This window comes from Cystobacter fuscus, assembly GCF_044360685.1.
In the GTDB taxonomy this organism is placed as follows: domain Bacteria; phylum Myxococcota; class Myxococcia; order Myxococcales; family Myxococcaceae; genus Cystobacter; species Cystobacter fuscus_C.
The window spans coordinates 364847-378344 of the sequence record NZ_CP043491.1 but is presented as its reverse complement, the minus strand read 5'-3'; the positions used below and the strand labels follow the sequence as shown (position 1 = coordinate 378344).

The 13498-nt window shown below is 68.7% G+C and carries 12 protein-coding genes; 5 read left to right on the top strand and 7 right to left on the bottom strand.

The window, feature by feature from the left end; all coding sequences use genetic code 11:
- The first annotated feature begins 13 nt into the window (after positions 1-13).
- Together F0U63_RS01540 and F0U63_RS01535 are read left to right on the top strand one after the other, a co-directional pair.
- Positions 14-304 carry a hypothetical protein gene (locus tag F0U63_RS01540; protein ID WP_395842939.1) on the top strand — a complete coding sequence of 97 codons (291 nt, stop codon included), beginning with the start codon at positions 14-16 and terminating at the stop codon, positions 302-304.
- Positions 305-470: 166 nt separating this feature from the next.
- Entirely contained in the window at positions 471-1370 is a 900-nt protein-coding gene (locus F0U63_RS01535; protein ID WP_395842937.1) for a DUF4202 family protein, read from the top strand.
- Between the two features lie 15 nt (positions 1371-1385).
- Here the strand turns inward: F0U63_RS01535 and F0U63_RS01530 are convergent, their stop codons facing one another.
- The 6 genes from F0U63_RS01530 to F0U63_RS01505 form a co-directional block, all read right to left on the bottom strand.
- On the bottom strand, positions 1386-2576 hold the full coding sequence (locus F0U63_RS01530; RefSeq protein WP_395842935.1) for a cytochrome P450: 1191 nt from the start codon (positions 2574-2576) through the stop codon (positions 1386-1388).
- Positions 2577-2731: 155 nt separating this feature from the next.
- Positions 2732-3301, bottom strand: a complete 570-nt coding sequence (locus F0U63_RS01525) for a PEGA domain-containing protein (protein WP_395842933.1) — start codon at positions 3299-3301, stop codon at positions 2732-2734.
- 433 nt (positions 3302-3734) lie between these two features.
- The gene (locus F0U63_RS01520) at positions 3735-4148 is read right to left on the bottom strand and encodes a hypothetical protein (RefSeq protein ID WP_395842931.1); all 414 of its coding nucleotides are present in this window, start codon (positions 4146-4148) and stop codon (positions 3735-3737) included.
- Positions 4149-4171: 23 nt separating this feature from the next.
- Positions 4172-4987 (bottom strand): hypothetical protein, encoded by an 816-nt coding sequence (locus F0U63_RS01515; RefSeq protein ID WP_395842929.1) that lies wholly within the window; start codon positions 4985-4987, stop codon positions 4172-4174.
- 98 nt (positions 4988-5085) lie between these two features.
- A complete protein-coding gene (locus tag F0U63_RS01510) occupies positions 5086-6117 on the bottom strand; it encodes a medium chain dehydrogenase/reductase family protein (RefSeq protein ID WP_395842927.1) in 1032 nt (343 codons plus the stop codon).
- Positions 6118-6134: 17 nt separating this feature from the next.
- On the bottom strand, positions 6135-7226 hold the full coding sequence (locus tag F0U63_RS01505; RefSeq protein ID WP_395842925.1) for a hypothetical protein: 1092 nt from the start codon (positions 7224-7226) through the stop codon (positions 6135-6137).
- A gap of 183 nt (positions 7227-7409) precedes the next feature.
- Here F0U63_RS01505 and alr point away from each other — a divergent pair, with 183 nt between their 5' ends.
- The 3 genes from alr (at position 7410) to F0U63_RS01490 (ending at position 11848) form a co-directional block, all read left to right on the top strand.
- Positions 7410-8615 carry an alanine racemase gene (gene alr / locus F0U63_RS01500; protein ID WP_395842923.1) on the top strand — a complete coding sequence of 402 codons (1206 nt, stop codon included), beginning with the start codon at positions 7410-7412 and terminating at the stop codon, positions 8613-8615.
- A 178-nt stretch (positions 8616-8793) separates the two neighbouring features.
- Positions 8794-9846 (top strand): alpha/beta fold hydrolase, encoded by a 1053-nt coding sequence (locus tag F0U63_RS01495; protein ID WP_395842921.1) that lies wholly within the window; start codon positions 8794-8796, stop codon positions 9844-9846.
- A gap of 58 nt (positions 9847-9904) precedes the next feature.
- Complete coding sequence (locus tag F0U63_RS01490) at positions 9905-11848, top strand: esterase/lipase family protein (RefSeq protein WP_395842919.1); 1944 nt, start codon at positions 9905-9907, stop codon at positions 11846-11848.
- Positions 11849-11929: 81 nt separating this feature from the next.
- Here the strand turns inward: F0U63_RS01490 and F0U63_RS01485 are convergent, their stop codons facing one another.
- Positions 11930-13477, bottom strand: a complete 1548-nt coding sequence (locus tag F0U63_RS01485; protein ID WP_395842917.1) for a long-chain fatty acid--CoA ligase — start codon at positions 13475-13477, stop codon at positions 11930-11932.
- Positions 13478-13498 lie beyond the last annotated feature (21 nt).

The window sequence follows — 13498 nt, the reverse complement described above, 5'->3', positions numbered from 1 at the left end:
GGAGGTGTGGGTCATGATGGCACGGCGACTCGGTCTGCTGGCCGTGGTGGGCATCCTCATCGGGGGCATCCTCATCGAGGCACCCGTGGGAATGGCGTGGCAGCACGAACCGCCATGTCCTCCTGGCGCGCGGGAGTGCACTCCCCCCGAGCCCCTCGACGAGTCCTCCGCGCCCCGCGCGGACCGCACCGAACAGCACCCCTGTGATTGGGTGGAGACGTGTCAGTTTCCCTGTGGGGAGGGGAGCGTCTGCTGTCAGGCCGATTGGAATTGCCCCGCCGACGCCACGCTCCCCCGCTGCTGAGCGGAAACCCTCTCATGGACACTGACCTCCAGGGCCATGGGAGTCCCCCTGGTTTTTCCGCGATCACGACCGCAACTTGCCACGTCATCAGGTGCCGACCCACACGGGGGACACGATGCTGCGACAGCTCTTGCTGTCTGACTCCAGACTCCGGCCCGGCGAAGCCATGCACCCCCCACGCGGGGCCTTCGCCCTGCTCACCACGGAGTTTCCCACCCTCACCGTGCGGCCCCTGGAGCAGGCGGGCGACGCGAACGTGTTGTGGCTGGACGCCCAGGCCTGGCGTGCGCCCGGCTTCGATCCGTTCGACTGGGACGAGCACGTCTTCGGCCCCTCCAGGACGTGTGGAGAGGCGCGAGGACTCGCCCTGCACCTCACCGGCGCACCCAGCGAGGCACTCGCCACCACCGCGCTGGAGATCCTCACCCGCTACCAGGGCCTCGTGCGCCGCCGCAACAGCGCATCCGAGGGAGCACTCTTCGACACCCTCCTCGCGCGGCACCTGGCGCTGCACGACCTGAGCAAGCCGCTCGTCGTCGCCGATCACCGGCACGCGCTGGACACCTGGCAGTGGGTGCTGCGGCTCGCCCCACGCGCCGACCTCGCCCTGCAGATCGCCGCCCTCTTCCATGACGTGGAGCGCCTGCTGTCCGAGGCCGACCAGCGCGTGGAGCACCACGCCCGGGACTATCAGTCCTTCAAGGACGCCCACGCCTCCCGGGGCGCGGACATGGCCTGTGCACTGCTCACCGAGGTGGGCATCGCTCCGGACACCCGCGAGCGCGTGCGCTGGCTCATCGGCCGCCACGAGCGCCCCGAGCACGACGAGGACCTCGCGCTCCTCAACGACGCGGACGCCCTCTCCTTCTTCTCGCTCAACGCCTCCGGCTTCGCCCGCTACTTCCCGCGCGAGCACACCCGCCGCAAGCTGGCCTATACCCTGCGGCGGCTGCGCCCCCATCAGCGCTGGCGGCTCGCGCACGTCCGCTTCGCTCCCCAGGTGCGGCGCCTGCTCGAGGAGACCCTCGAGACGACCTCCCATGACACAGCGCGGGAGCACGCATGAAGCGGGGGGCGGGTGCTACGCGGACCCGTGCGCTATCACCGGCAGGCGACGGGGGCCGCGCACCGTGAAGGAGTGATTCCACTCCAGGGGACCCGCGGGCGTGAGGCGCTCGAAGCGAGACAACAGCGCCTCCAGGCCGAGGCGGGCCTCCAACCTCGCGAGCGGCGCGCCCAGGCAGAAGTGGATGCCGTGGCCGAAGGGCAGGTTGTTCACCCCCTCGCGATCCATGTCGAAGCGGTCCGCGCCCGGAAAGCGCGTGTCGTCGTGGTTGGCCGAGCCGATGAGCAGCATCACCTTCGCGCCCGCCGGAATGCGCACTCCGCTCAGCTCTGCCTCGGCGGTGGTGAGCCGACCCATGGCCTGCACGGGCGGCTCGTAGCGCAGCACCTCCTCGATGAAGCGGGGAAGCAACGAGCGATCCGCCCTCAAGCGAGCGAGCACGTCCGGACGATCCATGAGGACGCGCACGGAGTGGCCGAGCAGGTGGATGGTGGTCTCCAGACCCGCCACCAACAGCAGGAACATGAAGCTCATCAGCTCCGCGTCGCTCAAGGACTGGCCGTCCACGCGCGCCTGGAGCAGATCCGTGACCAGATCCTCGCGGGGCTCACGGCGGCGCAGGGCCAGCACCTTGGCCATCTCCGCCTCGGTCTCGCGCACCGCCGCGCGGATCTCCTCCCGGCGCTTCTCGTCCTGGGGGTTGGCGGTGATGCTGGTGAGGTCGTCCGCCCAGCGCTTGCAGCGCGCGTGCAGGGAGGGCTCCAGCCCGAGCAGCTCGCCGATGACGCTGGCGGGCAGCGGGAGGGTGAAGGCATCCACGAAGTCCACCTCCCGCCCCTCGGGGATGCGCGAGACGATGGCTTCGGCGTAGTGGCGCACGCGCCCCTCCAGCCGGGCGAGCACCGGGGGCCCGAACGCCCGGTTGACCAGGTTGCGCAGCCGGGTGTGCTGCGGCGGATCCTGTCCGATCATCGAGTCCGAGAAGGGGTTGTGCCCCAGCCACGCCGGCTTGGTGGCCATGCCCATGCCCGTGCTGGAGAAGAGCTGGGGATTCTTGAAGGCCGCCACCACGTCATCGTGGCGGGTGATGACCCAGTACCCCCCGGGGTCCACCTGGCACACCGGCGCATGGCGCCGCAGCTCGGCATAAACGACATAGGGATTGGCCCGGACCTCGGGAGCCAACAGGTTGATGCGTCCACTCATCAGACAGTCCTCCGAATGGAGGGCGGCGCGTGGGTGTACCGGCCTCGCCCCACGTCCCCCCCGCCGACTGGAACTGTCCCCGATTCGGACCCGCGAGGCCAGACGCTCGCCTCAAGCGGGAGGCCCCGCGTGGGCCCTCCGGCAGCACGGGCCGACTACTGCGCGCTCCGCTGACGCCTGCACTCGTCGAGCAGCTTCTTCTTCTGGATGGCGGACGCTTTCTTCCACTCCTCGCTGCCCTCCAGGTTCTTGCAGCGTTCCGAAGGGGACTCCGCGGGTGACTCGGCACCCTCGCCCTGCTCCACGCCTTGCTGGGGAACGCCCGGAGCCTCTTCCCGTGCCGGGGCCTCCTCTTCGGGCGGCAGCATGGACACCTTCACCGAGGAGGGCTCGAGCGAGTACCAGGCATCCGTGCTCATGTCGATGAGGACGGGCCAGAGGCCCAGGACCACATCGAGCACGACCCAGCCCACACCCACCTGGTTGCGCACGTCGAAGACCTTGTCCTCCAGACCCTCCTTCTTGAAGACGATCGTGTAGGAACGCCGGGGATCCAGTTGGAGCGTCAGCGGCGTGCGCCCACGCTTGAGGCCGTCGATATAGACATCGGCATGGGTCGGGGTGGACGAGATGGGGATGAGGTTGGTCTTGTCCGCGAACACGGTCGCGCAACCCACCGAGAGAGACACGGCACCGGCCAGGACCATCGTTGCGAGCTTCTTCATCGTTCCTCTGAATATGTGGATGTGACAGCGGCCCCCCCGGACGCGCCAACCCCCCATCGGACGAGGCCGGTGACGGGCTCGGAAGCCGGGGCCCATCCTCACAGGAGCCACCGGGAGGACGCCAGGACGTTTGACGCTCCCCTATTCCAGGGGGCCCGACTTCCGAGGAAAGCTCTCACGAGTCCAGGCCCCAGCCGATACACCGAATTGGGACTGTGCTTGATGCATTGCACCCTCAAGAGTCTGGTGCCACGTGTCGCCCATCATGTTTCCAGCCGCATCGTAGCTGAACAGGAAGAAGGCCCCCTCCTCTTCTGAAATCTCGAGCGCCACTGTCTGCAAGTCTCGACTGAGCGAGGGTTCTTCCAGAGCAGCAGTCTTGGGTGGGAATTGCTTCTCCCTGCCTGGAATCCGAGCAACGAGCTTCATGGGCTCACCGGAATGTGGTCTTCATCGAATGAACTTCCACGGCCTCGCCGGCGAACCGAATGAAGGAGTTCCACGTCGAGACGTAGATCCACACCATGACGACTGCTGAATTCTCCACGGGGAAAGACCAGTTGGTCGTGGGCGGAACCCCTTCACCGGCGCTGTCGATCAAGGGTGGACCAAACCCCTTGAGCAGAGACAAATCAGCAGGAGGCTCGACGACACAGAACTGAAGCCCCGAGACCACCATGCGACGAGGCTGGTAGGACTCCCGCTCCTCCTCGGAGACAGCCTCTGGGTTGCCAGCTTGGACATTGAGCCGAAGTTCCAAGATCTCGCGTGCATAGTCCACCGAAAGCGAGAGCAACTGTGCGTCATGCAAGCAGGCCAACCAGCGTTTCAACTCAGCAGGGCTCATCGAAGACTCTTGACCTGGTAGCATTATCGGACTCGGGTCAGGGTCAATGCGGCCACCTCACGAACCAACTCGTCGTGGGACAGCCGCTGGATCCACTCACGCGGCTTGCCGATTCCTTCCAAATAATCGCCGAGCAGTTCTCTCAGGCGCTGCTGACCCATGGGCGTATCCTCGGCGGGTTCGAGTTCGACATGATCGATGACCGCGCTCATCAAACCGAACAGCATGCGCGTCTTCTTCGAGACCACCTTGAATCGAAGGCGAAGACCCGTGCTGTCGAAGGCCTCGAAGGGTTCAGAGTCGATGTCGGCCGGTTCCAAGGACAGCCCCGCGTCTTCAACGCAATGAAACGCATGAACACCAGCGCCCACGATGAAGATGGGGACTTGCATACGCGCAGAACCCACTTCAATAGTCTCCCCGCGCGCATCACGGATGTTCCGGTTCCGTGGGTCATCCCCTCCAGACGACTCCACCGCCCCCTTGCGCAACCCGCAGTGCATGCACTTCGACGTGTACGGGTTTCTGGTGAATCCTTTCGTATAGAAGGACTCCCCACAACGCGGGCAAGCGAACATAAACACCTTGAACCCCAGAAGCACGCACCCCGGCAGCCACGTGGCCATCACAATGGGGAAGAGCGCATTCGGCGAGGGCCCCTTCTCCAGGAGTTCCCGCAGCCACTCCTCTTGCCGCGGCGGAAGCAGGTGTTCCAGCAACAGGACGAGCCCGCCGAGCCCGAACACGAAGAGCGTGAAGCCCACGGGCAAGCCAAGCGCCCACAGCAGCAACCACCTCCAGCGTCTCCGGTCTTCTCGCCAGGCATCGGCGTAGCTCATCCATCGTCTCCCTGGGACTCGCTCGTGAACAGCCTGTTGAATCCACTCCGCCCGCCGACATATCGGCCAGACGCGAGAGCGTCACCGGAATCCTCTCCTCACGGCACCAGCACGAGCTTGCCCACGGTGGCACCGGACTCGAGCGCCCGGTGCGCATCGGCGACGCGATCGAACGCGAAGCGGGTGATGGGAGGCGGCGTGATGCGGCCCTCGTCCAGCCAGGTGAGCAGCCGGCCCATGGACTCCTCGAGCACGTCCCGCCGCTCGAAGAGATAGGACAGGTTGAAGGCCAGCACGCTCGCGTTGTCGCCCGTGAGCTGCAAGGGATTGAAGCGGGGCGTGCGCAGGAAATCCGCCGCGAGCTTCACCCAGTTCGGCCGGCCCCCCTGGCGCGGCAGCATGGAGTGGAAGCCATAGAGGACGAGCTTGCCGGGCTGGGCCAGGTGCCGGTAGCTCTCGCGCAGCGTGGAGACGCCATTCGCATCGAGCACCACGTCATAGCCATGAGGAGCCGCCCGCTCGGCGGCGCGCCACAGGTCCTCGCGGCTCTTGTCGATGACGACGTCGGCGCCCAGGGCCCGCGCGGTCTCCACCTTGTGCGAGGCCCCCACCACGCCCACGGTGCGGCAGCCCGCGATGCGCCCCAATTGCAGCAGGGCGCCCCCCACCCCACCCGCCGCCGAGTGCACGAGCAACGTGTTGCCCGGACGAGGGTGGGCCAGCTCGAAGAGGGCGAAATACGCGGTGAGGAAGACGGTGGGAAACCCGGCGGCCTGCGCCATGTCCAGGCGCGCGGGCAGCGAGAACACCTGGTGCCGGGGCACGGTGACGTGGGTGGAGTAGCCGCCAAAGCGCGTGACGCCGAACACCCGGTCTCCCGGCTTCAGGTCCGTGACGGAGGCGCCCACCGCGTGCACCGTCCCGGCGAACTCGAAGCCCGGGGTGATGGGCCAGCCCACGTACTTCCTGGCGGACGCGTACAGCCCCATGCGGACGACACAGTCGGCGTAGTTGACGCCGATGGCCTCCGAGGCGACGACCACCTCCTCAGCGGCGGGCGTGGGATCGGGCCGCGTCTCGAACGTGAGCCGGTCGTAACCACCGGCTCGGGGGATGACCACCTGGCGCATGGGACCGGGACCTCGCGTCAGCGCGAAGCGTCTTCGTCATCGAATGGAAGCACCTCGGCGGCCTCGGCCTCCGGTCGTGGCTCCGGCGAGGCGATGGCCTCGGCGCCCTCGTCATCGAACGGAAGCATCACGGCGGACGGGGACTCCGGCTCGCTAGCGGCGTCGGCCTCTGGCACGTCCTCGTGCGCGGCGGGCCCCTCCTCCACCTCGACGATGAAGTCCTCCCCGGCCTCGGCGGACATCTCGGAAGCCCCCTCTTCTTCCGCGGCGGCCTCCCTCTCCTCCTCGGAAGCCCACTCTTCGGATTGCTCCTCCGCGACCTCTCCATCGGCCTCGGCGTTGGACCCGGGGACGAGCTGGGCGATGTCGTCGAGGCTCGCGAGGAAGCTGCCCGCGTGAGGATCCTCGGCCGGTGCCTGTTCCAGGTTCTCGACGTCCTCGAGGCTCGCGAGGAACGAATCCGCCTCGGGATCGACGTACTCCTCCTCTTCGTCCTCCTCGCCGGAATCGTCGGACTCGCCGTCCTCGTCCTGGAGCATCGCGAGCTCCTCGGCCATCCAGTCCACCTCCTCCGCCTCCTCCGGGGGCGCCTCCTCGTCCAGCATGGGGACGCTCTCCCGAGCGGCTGCTTCGGCCTCCTCGGCCGCGGCGAGCTCCGCCGCGATCCGCTCCGCCTCGGCCCGCTCCGCCGCGGCGCGCTCCTCCCGGGACACGCGCTCGTACACATTGGCCCGCGCCAGGTGCGCGAGGGAGACCCCGGGCTTGTTCGCCTTCTCCCGGGCCTGCAGCTCCAACAGGTCCCGCTCGTACGCCTCGCGCGCGCCCCCCGTCAGGTCCACCAGCTCCTCGGAGCGGGCCTCATACCCGTCGCGGAGCACGAGCTGCGCGCGCAGGGACTCGGTCTGCTTCGCCTTCTGCTCCCGCTCGGCCTGGAGGGCCTCCATCTCGGCGTGGTGCAGATTGTTGAGGGCGTCCAGCGCCTCTTCCTCGGTCTTGAGCTCGGTGTCCTCGGCACCGATGTGCTTCTCCACCCGCTCGATGCGCCGCTGGGATTGGATGAGGCTCGCGGTGTTGACGAAGGGGTTGGGACCGATCCTTCGGATGGACATGGCCGGGGCTCGCTGGAGGCACGGGGGAGAAGGCTACGGGCGCGGATTGTCGCAGAAAGCGGCGGGTACCGGAACGAGGCATGCCCTTCCCCGCCCGCCTGGTCGAATGGCGCGTGCAATGCGGGGGTTTCTGGCGCACAACCCGGGAGCGCCGCACGGGCGCACAGGAGGAACGAGCGGCAGATGCACGAGGACATCGCGGGAGGCACGGGCAAGGTGGCGTCGTGGTTGGAGCTGTCGGCGGGAGCGCTCGCCGCGAACGTGGCCACGTTGCGCGCGGTGGCCACGGAGACGGGAGGGCCCCGGGCCCTGGGCGCGGTGCTCAAGGGCAATGCCTATGGCCATGGCCTCGCGCAGATGCTGCCGCTCGTGCACCCGCTGGTGGACCTGCTCTACTTCATCACCGCGGCGGACGCGCTGGCGGCGCGGGCCCACGAGCGCGGCCGCGGCCTCGCGCCCAAGCAGATCCTGGTCATCGGCGCGCTGGACGCCGAGGAGGCCGTGGCCCTCGCGCGAGCGGGCGTGGACGCGGTGCTGGCCGACGGCTCCTGGCGGGAGATGGTGGCCCCGCTGCGCCAGGCGAAGCTCGAGCGCCCCCTGCGGGTGCACGTGCACGTCGACACGGGGTTGGGCCGCGAGGGCTTCACGCCAGGGCAGCTCACCTGGGGCGAGCTGGACTTCCTGCGCGAGGCGGGGGACGTGCTCCAGGTGGTGGGGGTGCTGAGCCACTTCGCCAACACGGAGGACGTGACGGAGCAGATGTACGCCCAGGCCCAGTTGGACGCGTTCGAGGGCGGGCTGAAGGCGCTGCGCGCGGCCGTCCCGGTGCACGAGCCCCTGCAGCGGCACATGGCGGCGAGCGCGGCGACGCTGGTGCTGCCCCAGGCGCGCTATGACGCGCAGCGCGTGGGCATCTCGCTGTATGGGTTCTGGCCCTCCACGGAGACGCGGCTGTCGGCGCGGCTGGTGCTGGGGCGGGTGCCAGACTTGAAGCCGGTGCTCGCCTGGCGCAGTCCGAGCCAGGTGGTGAAGTGGCTGTCGGCGGGTAGCTACATCGGCTACGGGTGCACGCACCGCTGCTCCGAGGCCACGCGCGTGGCGGTGCTGCCGGTGGGCTACTTCGATGGCTACCCGCGGCTCGTGTCGGGCAAGGCGCACGTGCTGGTGAACGGGCACCGGTGCGCGGTGCTCGGCCGGGTGATGATGAACCACATCATCGTGGACGTGACACGAGCCACCCACGACGAGCGGCCGTTGACGGCGACGCTGCTCGGAGTGGACGGCGACGAGCACCTGCACGCGGAGACGCTCGCCTCCTGGGCGCAGACGATTCACTACGAGTTGGTGACGCGGCTCGGCGCGCACCTGCGGCGTGTCGTCGTGCCCTGAAGCCCCGCCCCATCACGCGTCGCGTCACGTCCGGGGAACGACCTCCGAGGAGGGCCTTCGTTTGACCCGTGCAAAAGTTCTGGGCTATCAAATCTGACAGTTGAATCAGTCGTCACCTCGACGAGGGAGCGGGCGGTGCTTTCGGGGGGGGACGAGATAGCCCAGAGGAGCGGCGCAGATGAGTGATCAGGCCCGGGCCGTGGAGGCCCGTAGCATCCAGACGAAGCGGCTGAGCATGCACACGCGCATGGCGGGCGAGGGCTTCCCCGTCCTGTTCGTGCATGGCAATTGCTCCTCCTCGGCCTTCTTCCAGGGCCTGCTCACGCGCCTGCCGCGGGGGCTGCGCGGCATCGCGATGGACCTGCGCGGCTACGGCGACACGGAGCCCAAGCCCATCGATGCCACGCGCGGCATGCGCGACTCGAGCGACGACGTGGCGTCGTTGATGGACGCGCTCGGGCTGACGCGGGCGCTCTTCGTGGCGCACTCGGCGGGGGCGGGCGTGGTGATGCAGCTGGCCATCGACCACCCGGAGCGCGTGGCGGGCCTGGTGCTGGAGGCGCCCATCTCGCCCTTCGGATTCGGGGGCACGCGCGACGTGGACGGCACGCCCTGCTGGGATGACTTCGCGGGCTCGGGGGGCGGCACGGCCAACCCGGACTTCACGCAGCGGCTGAAGAACAAGGACCGCTCGGCCGAGGGCAACACGGCGCCGCGCGTGGTGCTGACGGGCAGCTACGTGAAACCTCCGTTCAAGATGGAGGACGAGGAGGCGATGCTCGACTCGGTGCTCTCCACGCGCGTGTCGGACGTGCACTACCCGGGCACGTTCTCCCAGAGCGCGCACTGGCCCGGCGTGGCCCCGGGCGACACGGGCATCAACAACTCGTTCTCGCCCAAGTACTTCAACCTCTCGGCCTTCGCGGACATCTCCCCCCGGCCGGACGTGCTGTGGATCCGCGGCACGGACGACGTCATCGTCTCGGACACGTCGCTGTTCGACTTCGGCTACCTCGGCAAGCTGGGCTTCATTCCCGGCTGGCCCGGTGAGGAGCAGTACCCGCCACAGCCCATGGTGAGCCAGACGCGCCGGCTGCTCGAGCGCTACGCGGCCCGGGGCGGACGCTTCCACGAGGAGGTGTTCGCGGAGACGGGCCACAGCCCGCACGTGGAGCGCCCTCGCGAGTTCGAGCGCGTCGTCTTCCCCTTCCTCCAGGAGCACGCCCGCTGACGAGCCCCTGAAGCCCCCCTACCCCCGTGCCCCCCAGCCGTAGCCTCAAGGAGTGTGTATGACCCCGACGTGGAAGCTGTCGCTCCCGACCCTGGCGTTGCTGTACGCGCCCCTGGCCACCGCCGCGCCGCCCGCGGACCTGGCCCCCTACTTCGACACCAACGCGGCTCCGGCCAACACCTACCGGGTGGTGGGCACGCTCACGCCGCCGAGCTGGTCCTGGGGGCAGATCGAGCTGCTCGAGGGCCAGCAGCTCTTCCGCGGGGAGTACTACAACCGCCGCACGGAGAAGCTGCGCTCGCAGGACACCTACCAGTCGTCCGACTATCCGCTGCGCACGTACTACGGCTCGCTCAACCAGCAGCTCGTGGACGCCTTCAACCTGTACTACCAGAACAGCTGCGCCACGGCGGCGGGGAGCACCTGCCCGGTGCCGGGGCCCACGCGGCCCGAGGCGCGCTTCGCGCTGTTGCACAAGGGCCGCAAGACGGCGGCGCGCACGTGCAACGTGAACCTGACGCCCACGCTGCTGGTGCACGGCGCCATCCAGGACGCCAACGTGTGGCTGTTCCCCAATGGCAACGATGGGACGGGGAGCGCCTATGGGGGCGCGGCGCAGGTGACGGGCTTCGTGCAGGACCTGGAGGCCAAGAACCGCTGCGTGTACGCGCTCACCTTCGGCAACTTCCACGGGGACAACTTCAACCAGGCCATCCACGTGTCCAACGCCGTCAAGCGCATCAAGGCGCTGCACGCGGGGGTGGCGCGGGTGGACGTGGTGGCGTGGAGCAAGGGCGTGCTGTCGGTGGACGCGTGGCTGACCAACGCGCCCACGTGGACGGGCTTCAGCACCACGCGCTTCTTCGAGCGGCTCGCGGCGGAGCAGGCCAAGGCGGTGCCGGCGTATGACGACTCGGTGCGCAGCTACGTGGCGCTGTCGGGGCCGCACAAGGGCATCGACCTGAACTTCCGCCACCCCATCCACACGCTCACCATCGCGAGCACCTCGTCCAACGCGCCGGTGGGCCGCGGCCCCATGCCGTGGACGTACTTCTCCGCCTTCCAGTGCGTCACCTGGGGCACGGACGTGCCCTGGTACAACAACCCCTACGCGGAGAGCGTGTGCGAGGGCGCGGGCGGCACCTGGCTGGATTACTTCCGCCGCATCTACGTGTCCAACCTCACGGGCCTGGACTCCACGGGCAAGCCCGTGTCGAGCAGCACGCTCCAGGCGTTGAACGTGGGCCAGGGCCTGTCCTCGAGTTCGTTCAGCTTCGACGAGTACAACCTGAGCCTGTTCGGCAGCGTGAACGACAGCGGCAAGTACGTGAGCGCCTACGTGGGCCAGCTGCAGACGGCGGATGACCTGCGCGGCACCTACCCGATCCCAGACCGCTCCTCCTCCACGTGGTCGAGCGTGGACCCGGACGAGTCGCGCTACTTCTCGTGGGTCTCCCAGAAGCTCGTCTACAACCCGTACAACATCTACGTCGCGGCGGGCTACCTGGACAGCACCCATCCCCAATGCAAGACGACGGCGTATGACCCGGTGGGCAGCCCCTGCTTCGCGTACCACGCGTACAACACGAACCAGAACCGCGAGGCGTATGACTCGCTGAACTACGGCAAGTACCGCATCATCCACGGCCTGGGCATCGCGGCGGCCAAGGAGATGGGGGGCAAGTTCATCACCCGGCTGTCCGAGCGCGGCCTGGACTCGCGCCTGCCCTCGCTCTACGTGCTGTATGGCAACTCGTACGGGGCGAGCACCGACGCGCGCTACGAGACGGATGGCATGACGTGCACCACCTGCTCGGTGCGCGGTGATGGCGTGCTGTTCGAGGCGAGCATCGCCGCGGTGGATCAGCTCACCCAGGGCTGGACCACGACCAAGAAGAGCGCCTCGGCGAAGCAGGAGGGCATGGCCTACGGCCACCTGGAGATGGGCGTGACCCCGGCGGTGTGGAACAAGATGTCCGCGCACTTCGGCTCGCTCGACTGACGCGGAGCACGGGCAAGCGCGACGGCCCCGGTTGCCCTCTCGGGTGACCGGGGCTTTTTCATGGGGCCTCGCCGGCGGTACTCAGCGGCCCTGGGCCGCGAGGGCCCGCTCGCGCAGCTCGCGCTTGAGGATCTTCCCCGCCGCCGACATGGGCAGGGACGCCACGCACTCCACCTGCCTGGGCACCTTGTAGCGGGCCACCCGTCCGCGCAGGTATTCCAGCAGTTCATCGGGGGTGGCGTGCGCGCCCGGCTCGAGCACCACGAAGGCCCACCCCACCTCGCCCCACTTCTCGTCGGGCAGGCCGACCACCGCGCACGTCCGCACGGCGGGGTGCTCGTGGAGCACCGTCTCCAGCTCGAGCGGGTACACGTTCTCCCCGCCGGAGATGAACATGTCCTTCTTCCGTCCGGCGATGAAGTAGAAGCCGTCCGCGTCGCGGCGCGCGAGGTCCCCCGTGTGGAACCAGCCGTCCGCGTCGATGGCCTCGGCCGTGGCGCGCGCGTCCTCGAAGTAGCCCGAGCACATGGCGGGCGACTTGAGGAGCAGCTCGCCCGTGGCGCCCTCGGGCACGTCCCGGCCCGAGTCGTCCACCAGCCGCGCGTCGACGAAGTAGTTGGGCCGGCCGATGGAGCCCGCCTTGGACTCGGCGAACTCGGAGCCCATGCTGAAGATGCCGGGGCCGAACTCCGTCATCCCGAAGCCCTGCTTGAAGGGCACCCGGTGCACGTCCTGCCACGCCTGGAGCAGCGGCACCGGCAGGGGGGCTCCGCCGCTCGTCATGAAGCGCACGTGGGACAGGTCCGCCGAGCGGAAGCGCGGCGCGTCGTGCATCTGCTGGTATTGCGTGGGCACGGCGAAGAAGAAGGTCACCTTCTCCTGCTCCACCAGCCGCAGCATCTCGTCCGCGTCCCAGCGGCGCATGAGCACCACGGTGCCGCCACAGGTGAGCAGGGGCAGCGTGTACACGAGCAGGCCGCCCGTGTGGAACATGGGCGTGTGCGTCACGGTGATGTCGCCGGGGCGCAGCTCGTGGAGCAGCGTGTTGAGCGTGTTCCACGCCACCATCCGGTAGCTGATGCGCGCGCCCTTGGCCCGGCCCGTGGTGCCCCCGGTGAAGAGCAAACAGAGGATGTCCTCCTCGCTCACCGCCTCGTTCGTCACCTTCGTGGCCGGGACATGCGCGAGCGCCCCGGCGTACGCGTGGCTGTCCTCCACGCCCGGCCCGTCCAGGTGGACGAGCGTCAGGGCGCCGCCCACCTGCCGCCTCACCGCCTCAAGGGCCGGAGCGAACTCGCCGCCGAAGAAGAGCACGCGCGGCCCGGTGTCGCGCACCAGCTCCGCCAGCTCCTGGGTGTGCAGGCGCCAGTTGAAGGGAACGAAGAGGGCGCCCAGCTTGCCGCAGGCGAAGAAGACGTCGAGGAACTCCACGCAATTAAGGGCCACCATCCCCACACGGTCCCCTCGGGACACGCCGGCCACGTCGCGCAGCCAGCCCGCGAGTGCCTCGGCGCGCGCGTTCATCTCCCGATAGGTGAAGCGGCCAGCGGCTCCCCGGGCCACGTCCACCACCGCCGTGTGCTCGGGCCAGTACATGGCCCCCCGCCCCATCCAGTCACCGATGAACATGGCGCGCGCGTTCCTCCAGGA

Coding starts and splice junctions, on each gene's coding strand:
- F0U63_RS01515 (WP_395842929.1), bottom strand. CDS start 4,987: ATGAGCTACGCCGATGCCTGGCGAGAAGACCGGAGACGCTGGAGGTGG.
- F0U63_RS01520 (WP_395842931.1), bottom strand. CDS start 4,148: ATGAGCCCTGCTGAGTTGAAACGCTGGTTGGCCTGCTTGCATGACGCA.
- F0U63_RS01535 (WP_395842937.1), top strand. CDS start 471: ATGCACCCCCCACGCGGGGCCTTCGCCCTGCTCACCACGGAGTTTCCC.
- F0U63_RS01525 (WP_395842933.1), bottom strand. CDS start 3,301: ATGAAGAAGCTCGCAACGATGGTCCTGGCCGGTGCCGTGTCTCTCTCG.
- F0U63_RS01490 (WP_395842919.1), top strand. CDS start 9,905: ATGACCCCGACGTGGAAGCTGTCGCTCCCGACCCTGGCGTTGCTGTAC.
- alr (WP_395842923.1), top strand. CDS start 7,410: ATGCACGAGGACATCGCGGGAGGCACGGGCAAGGTGGCGTCGTGGTTG.
- F0U63_RS01495 (WP_395842921.1), top strand. CDS start 8,794: ATGAGTGATCAGGCCCGGGCCGTGGAGGCCCGTAGCATCCAGACGAAG.
- F0U63_RS01540 (WP_395842939.1), top strand. CDS start 14: ATGATGGCACGGCGACTCGGTCTGCTGGCCGTGGTGGGCATCCTCATC.
- F0U63_RS01505 (WP_395842925.1), bottom strand. CDS start 7,226: ATGTCCATCCGAAGGATCGGTCCCAACCCCTTCGTCAACACCGCGAGC.
- F0U63_RS01510 (WP_395842927.1), bottom strand. CDS start 6,117: ATGCGCCAGGTGGTCATCCCCCGAGCCGGTGGTTACGACCGGCTCACG.
- F0U63_RS01530 (WP_395842935.1), bottom strand. CDS start 2,576: ATGAGTGGACGCATCAACCTGTTGGCTCCCGAGGTCCGGGCCAATCCC.
- F0U63_RS01485 (WP_395842917.1), bottom strand. CDS start 13,477: ATGTTCATCGGTGACTGGATGGGGCGGGGGGCCATGTACTGGCCCGAG.